Annotated in this window: 7 protein-coding genes; 1 reads left to right on the top strand and 6 read right to left on the bottom strand. The window is 34.2% G+C overall.

The genetic code is table 11. The features are described from left to right. A partial coding sequence (locus A9G48_RS02210; protein ID WP_176701985.1) for a contractile injection system protein, VgrG/Pvc8 family occupies window positions 1–460 on the bottom strand: 460 nt, incomplete at its 3' end. A gap of 1,155 nt (window positions 461–1,615) precedes the next feature. Here A9G48_RS02210 and A9G48_RS02205 point away from each other — a divergent pair. Further along, window positions 1,616–1,894: a hypothetical protein gene (locus A9G48_RS02205; RefSeq protein WP_034945081.1), complete on the top strand. Its 279-nt coding sequence runs from the start codon at window positions 1,616–1,618 to the stop codon at window positions 1,892–1,894. Window positions 1,895–2,138: 244 nt separating this feature from the next. On the opposite strand, the gene A9G48_RS02200 is transcribed toward A9G48_RS02205, so the two are convergent. From A9G48_RS02200 to gpmA, 5 genes are all read right to left on the bottom strand, one after another. Continuing rightward, window positions 2,139–2,579 carry a hypothetical protein gene (locus tag A9G48_RS02200; protein ID WP_034945078.1) on the bottom strand — a complete coding sequence of 147 codons (441 nt, stop codon included), beginning with the start codon at window positions 2,577–2,579 and terminating at the stop codon, window positions 2,139–2,141. 29 nt (window positions 2,580–2,608) lie between these two features. Next, entirely contained in the window at window positions 2,609–3,196 is a 588-nt protein-coding gene (locus A9G48_RS02195) for a UbiX family flavin prenyltransferase (protein WP_065575732.1), read from the bottom strand. A 554-nt stretch (window positions 3,197–3,750) separates the two neighbouring features. Next, a complete protein-coding gene (locus tag A9G48_RS02190; RefSeq protein WP_065575731.1) occupies window positions 3,751–4,959 on the bottom strand; it encodes an aldose 1-epimerase family protein in 1,209 nt (402 codons plus the stop codon). A 183-nt stretch (window positions 4,960–5,142) separates the two neighbouring features. Beyond that, a complete protein-coding gene (locus A9G48_RS02185; RefSeq protein ID WP_034945068.1) occupies window positions 5,143–5,721 on the bottom strand; it encodes a thymidine kinase in 579 nt (192 codons plus the stop codon). 113 nt (window positions 5,722–5,834) lie between these two features. Beyond that, complete coding sequence (gene gpmA / locus A9G48_RS02180; RefSeq protein WP_065574032.1) at window positions 5,835–6,587, bottom strand: 2,3-diphosphoglycerate-dependent phosphoglycerate mutase; 753 nt, start codon at window positions 6,585–6,587, stop codon at window positions 5,835–5,837. Window positions 6,588–6,596: the final 9 nt, after the last annotated feature.

The following is a 6,596-nucleotide window of genomic DNA, read 5'->3' as shown; positions in this document are numbered from 1 at the left end:
GGTTCTGGAATATGGCACAGTTGCGGTTTAACGTTAGTCTAGCCAGTCGTGGCGATAAGACCACTTGATAATGCGCTTCTTCTTTATTCACCGATAATTGGCTAAACTCGGTGATAATGCCATAAACCTTGCGGCTGCTTTTATCATTGGTAAAATCACCCAAGGCACGGATTGCAGAACTGAGCGCATCGCTTACAACAGAATTAAATGAGAAAGTAGCCGGTTGGTTTAAAAAAGCATCGGTAGATAGGGTTTTATTGGCGCTGGTAAAAGTAATGGTGTAATGCCACAGCTGGTTTAAGGCCTCTTCGCCTTTGACGTTTAACACCGATATAGGAGCGCTGAGTTCATCAATGGTTAGTGTGTAACGGTTGTGGCTAACTTTATTTGTTAATTGGCTAAGCAAGTCTTTCCCTGCTTGTCCTGCTTGTTCGACGATTTTATCTAAATGTTTTACCATTTTTTTTCCTTTACTACCTTGCTACTTATTTTTATTTAGTTTTGTCATATTTACCTATTTTTATCGGTAATTTTAATAATCAATAATGATAACTAAAATCAGGCATAAAATTACACGATTTTTACATAATTTGCAATATTTAATTAAACTTAATTTATTGAAATTTAAGATAAGCTTAGTGAGTCATGTTTTTTTAGGTTGCTGCTTTTAAGCCCCACTTAAAATTTTATCAATTAACTGGGGTTAGGGTTTTAGCATTAAGATAAAGGGGGATCCCTGTGTATACAGGGAACACATTTTGACTTTAGCGATCTCGTATTTTTCTGTCGGTTTATCCCTGTGTATACAGGGAACACTGATTGGCAAGATTGACTGGCATAGGCGGTAGCGGTTTATCCCTGTGTATACAGGGAACACTCTAATTGTAGCTATCTGTTTTATTTACAGTTATAGCGACCAACAAATTCTACCAGATTTTTTAAATTTTTAAAGATTTTTAACTTATTGATTTTAAAAAATAAAAAACAAGCTCAATTCAATTTATGTCGCCCTACCAAAATGACTCTATTTTTAATATAAATTCATCAAGATACGAAAATTACATCTCCCTAAATAAAAACAAATATTAATTTTACCCAGTTTTATGTTATAATTTTCGATATTTTTAACATTATGCGGATAAATAGTCTTTGTACTCTCAAGGCTTAAAAACCCCAAACCCCACAAAAAATTGAAAATGGGCTATACTAGCGATAATATGACGCCAAAAGAAGCCCAAAGACTATACTCAAGAATCCGTCAATAATAACTTCAAACCAATAAAATCTTCCTATGCCTATAACGATCAATATTTAGAGATTAGTAGTGGTATGTTTGCAAATTTTAGGAATATTCTAACTTGTATTAGTTTACTTATATTTTTGATTCCTTACAGTGCAGGCTATTTGAATTAAGGTAGTATATTAGATTTATGTATCTGTTATTTCCGCTATATTTATCGCTTTGAACTATTTACCATCCACCATTTTCGGATACGGTTTAATCGAATCACAAAGCAAGTATATATTCAACGCTCTAAATATTGCAGTGGCACTGTGGTATTTAAGTGGGAACATATTATGCCGAGCAACTTTGGCGAAATAGGCTCAAACATGGGTGATACCAATATGGTCAACTTATCCCTTGGCTTATAAAATTGGATTTCCCATTGTTCAATCAGTCGGCATTGGCAAAAATAATTATAAGGATCAAGACGATAAATATGAACGGGAATTTATCCGCTGTTATATGGAGCACGGACCTAAAAGCTTGCCTCCATTACCCATGTCCTTTCATGGCTTTGGCGGTCATATCAACCCCATAATTTATGCTTCAAAAAATGCCCCAATTGCATGGATTACTTTATTTTTGGGTGCCTGTTCTGGCAACATCTAGGGCCGAAAGTCATTCGCTAAGCAAGTAAAGTGAGCAAGCCTATTTCGAAAGAAAACACCTTAGCGGACTATTCCCTAAGATACAACAAGCTCTATTAGATAGCTATTTAGCATGAATCGTACGAGACGTAAAACAGGAAAACAGGAAAACAGGAAAACAGGTTGATTATGGGAATTCATAACATTAATGTGGGTTTTAAAAAAGTAAAACTTTTGTTGAAACAGGCAAAAAAACCAAAAACCAATCATTTATATAAATTTCTTTTCACCCAATGAATTTTGTGAGCAAATCCCATAAGATTATCTGTCATTTTTATTCGCTGTAATTCAAGCGACCAAATAGGTGCTTTTATTATTCTGGCAAAAGGGAATTTTTGATAATAAAGTGAGTAGGCTTGCTTTGCCTTATTGCCTATTAGTTGCAATGCTATTGCTTGAAATTGTATTCCTTGTATTTTTGCCACCGTTTTCGGGGTAAGGCTTATTGTACCTGCTACTTGCGCATGATTTAACATAGCATTACCATGATCAGTTGTTAATTCAGTAAGAATATATAAACACATCAAATCTTCATTAAACACATAAAAAGCATTACATGCCCAAAGGTTAGCATCAGGTAAGATAACACTGAGTGACAACACATGATGTTTTTGTATAAAGGTGATGATTTTTTTATCTGCTTTCATATTAAATTATAGTAATAACGCTATTAAGGCTATTTAGTGTTTAAAGGTATATCTTCACCCCAGCGAGGTAACGAAGGAATATTAAGATCAAATAGATCAAGCGCTCTAGCTACACTATGCGTAATAATATCATCAAGACTTTCAATATGCTGATATAATGCTGGCACTGGAGGAAATATAACCCCTCCCATAAGTGTAACTGCTTCCATATTTTTAATATGCCCTAAATGCAATGGCGACTCTCTTGTCATTAATACCAACCGACGACGCTCTTTTAACACTACATCAGCCGCTCGAGTGAGCAAATTATCCGATAAACCATGTGCAATTGCAGCAAGAGAACGCATTGAGCAAGGTGCAATGAGCATTCCCATAGTTTTAAATGAACCACTGGCAATCGCTACACCAATATTGTTGATAGAGTAAACTTTATCTGCCAGTGATTTTACCTGAGCTAGGCTTATATTTGGTACTTCGTGAGAATGTGTAAGTTGTGCCGCTTTTGAAATCACTAAATGAGTTTCAATATCCAACGGTTTTAATAGTTCTAACGCTTTTATGCCATAAGCAAAACCTGTTGCACCACTGATACCAATTATCATTCGCCTAGTTGTCATTTTAGTTCCTTTATTTAAAATATAACAAGCCATTTTACATCGACTTCTTTAAAATATGCTCGTTTAAATTAATTTTTTTAGAGTATAAAATATTGTCCAATTAAAAATCATTCTAAGCTTACTGCTTAGTAAAAAAAGCCTATATTCAGGTCGTTATTAAAGATTAAGTGGATGACATCTTATACTTGAAATTATGGAAATGTCTATATCACTGTAACGCCGTGTTTATTATCTATAATACATTGCTATGTATCATAAATATTTATATATTCATCAACCAATATTATCTGTTTTAATTCAGAAAATGCAGAAAAACGAAAATTGCCCTTGTTTGCTAGCAATAGAGAAAATTGGGTAATTCATGATACTTTTAAGTAAAAGCTTTAGTCTATCAGGCTCTTTCAAATCAATTTATAGAGGATAAATTAATTTTTATCCTGGTATAAAAATAATTGATAGGCAAAAATATGATTTTTATTAGTATGGTGTGTTCATAATTTGTGTACATAATGTCAACCTACAGCTAACTTCCTTGTTAGTTGTAAGATTCAATCTTATTCTTTAGCCATGGGTTGTTCAATAATTTTTGTTTCTTGATCACCTTGAATCGCTTCGATTTGATTTGCATATTTGGCTACTGCATTTTTATCTGTTAGTAAACTATATGTTAAGGTAAACTGCGCACTTTGCCCTGGTCCTAATTGGCGAACGCGTTTTTGTTCTCGTTCAATTGTGACAGGATAAGCAAAACTTGTTCCAGGTTCTAATCCTGTCACATAACCTTGTTTTAACGTATCGGTATTTTTCCATAATGACAATACAGGGAGTTCTTTAATGTTGAAAGCAATTCCTGCTGCTTTATCCCCTGCTTTATTGGTTATCATAACTTGAGTTTGACCGTTTGTATCAGCAAAAGGATAAACATTAAACACCATTTCATCAAAGCCTTTCGTTGGACCTAAATAAGTTTGCCATGTTTTCAAACCAGTTTTGGCATAATCATTAAATGGTGAAATTTCTTTAACTGGTGCAATAAATTTAGCGCCTTCTTCAAGAATTGGTGTGCCAAAGTTACTATGATAGATGATTTGGTAGTCTCGGGCATAATCACTTTTATTGGTGACTACATCATGCACTGTAAATTTCTTGCTACCAGGAACATAACTTAGTGATACCCAAGTTTCTAGATGACTTTTTTTGAAGGTGTTTTCCTTAATCAAGCCTTTAATGGTTATGGTATATGGTTTTTTTTCAGAGACATCAATAATTAATTTTGATACAGGGGTGTTTTGCGCACGCCCATGAAGCGTATACATCATGCCATCCGTTTTTACTGCATGCCCTGTCCATTCAAAACCACAACGCACCATTGTTTCATTAAAACCATCTAGCCAACCTAATCCACCACGACTTTCTAAATTAATAAATTTTGGATTGACAATTTCATCAACGGGTGAATCCCACCCCATGCGAACACCATCACCGATAACAGAAATAATACCTAATCCACGCGTTGGGCTTAATTTAATTGTAAAATCATTGCTGTCTATAGTCAGTAATTCACTGCCTTCTTGTTTGCCACCTTTAAGAACCGTATTTTGAATAGCAAAGCGCTGTTCTTTTATACCCAAATCTTTGCTTGCTATAGACCAATTGCCTTTAGCGATGCCTTTTTCATTATCAATTAATACAAACTCTTTCGCATTGGCTGTGTACGCAGTTAAACTCAACAATACTGCTAATGAAATAGTTTTAAATTTCATGTTGATTCCTCAAGATTTATTAATATACCCGAAACTATATCGTTTCAGGCAATATGACATAAAGCAGACAAAATCAACAAAAAGAAAATATTAAAAATGCGAACTTATTCACACTTTTTATCATGATAAATCATAACAAGAATGGTAACTCACATCTTTAGATAAGAATAAAATATTAAATTATTAAAGGCTCGGTCTTATTTGTCCTACCTTCCAGTGTTTTCGGCATACTGAGTGGTATTCACTGTCTCCTAAATGTATGGAATTACCAAATTTAACAATTTGACCGTCTTGTCCTTCTAATAAGATCATAGTTGCCTTTTTACCACACCAACAAACCGTTTTTAACTCTCTAAAATTATCTGCAATTTCTAAAAGAGTTTTAGAACCTTCAAATAAATGCCCCATGTAATCCGTTTTTATGCCAAAAAACATGATTGGCACACCATAATCATCACAAACATCGGATAATTTCCATATTGTATTTTTAGATAAAAACTGGCTTTCATCAATAAGAATACAAGCGTAATCATTTTGTTTAATGTGTTCAATGATGGCATCAACCGTGTTGTCGTCAAGAAGCAATGCTTTTTTACGTAATCCTAAACGAGAAACAATTTCAATAGCCGAATCACGGGTATCGACTGATGATTTAAGTAATAACGTCTTCATATTATTACTTAAATAATTATGATCAATTTGTAAAAGTTCTGTAGATTTTCCGGCATTCATTACGCCATATATATAATAGATTTTAGACAAAATTAAGTTCTCAAAATTAGATTAAATCAATAAAAGTGGTTAAATAAAATGATAATTTAGATAATAAAAAAGGTAAGTTAAATAACCTACCTCTTTAATAGCTTATTGAATAATTATTTTGCTTTACCTTGGTTGGCAACAGCAGCTTGTTTTGCAGCGATTTCGTCAGCATTGCCTAGGTAGTAATGTTTGATGATTTTCATATTGTCGTCAAATTCATACACTAATGGCACACCAGTTGGGATGTTTAGTTCGATAATATCATCATCGCTGATGTTGTCTAAATGTTTTACCAATGCACGAAGTGAGTTGCCATGAGCAGCAATAATAACACGTTCACCTTTAGCTACACGTGGGGCTATTGTTGATTCCCAGTAAGGTAGTACACGTTTAATGGTTAATGCTAAGCTTTCGGTTAATGGTAATTCTGATTCAGGTAATTTGCTGTAACGCGAATCGTGACCAGGAAAACGTTCATCTGATTTTTCAAGCGCAGGAGGTGTGATTGCAAAACCACGACGCCATAATTTTACTTGTTCATCACCATATTTCGCTGCGGTTTCGGCTTTGTTTAAACCTTGTAATGCACCATAATGACGTTCGTTTAATTTCCAAGATTTTTCAACAGGTAACCAAGCTTGGTCAACTTCATCAAGCACATGCCATAAAGTGTGAATAGCGCGCTTTAATACTGACGTATAAGCATAATCAAATTGGAAGCCCTCTTGTTTAAGTAGCTTGCCTGCTTCGGCTGCTTCTTTACTGCCTTTGTCAGATAAGTCAACATCAGTCCAACCGCAAAAACGGTTTTCTTGGTTCCAAACACTTTCTCCATGTCGAATTAATACTAATTTTTTAACTGCCATGAATATAAC

The sequence above is a fragment of the Gilliamella sp. wkB18 genome, from assembly GCF_001690875.1.
GTDB classification, from domain to species: Bacteria; Pseudomonadota; Gammaproteobacteria; order Enterobacterales; family Orbaceae; genus Gilliamella; species Gilliamella apicola_A.
The sequence above is the reverse complement of the archived record's forward strand: the minus strand, read 5'-3'. Positions and strand labels throughout refer to the sequence as shown.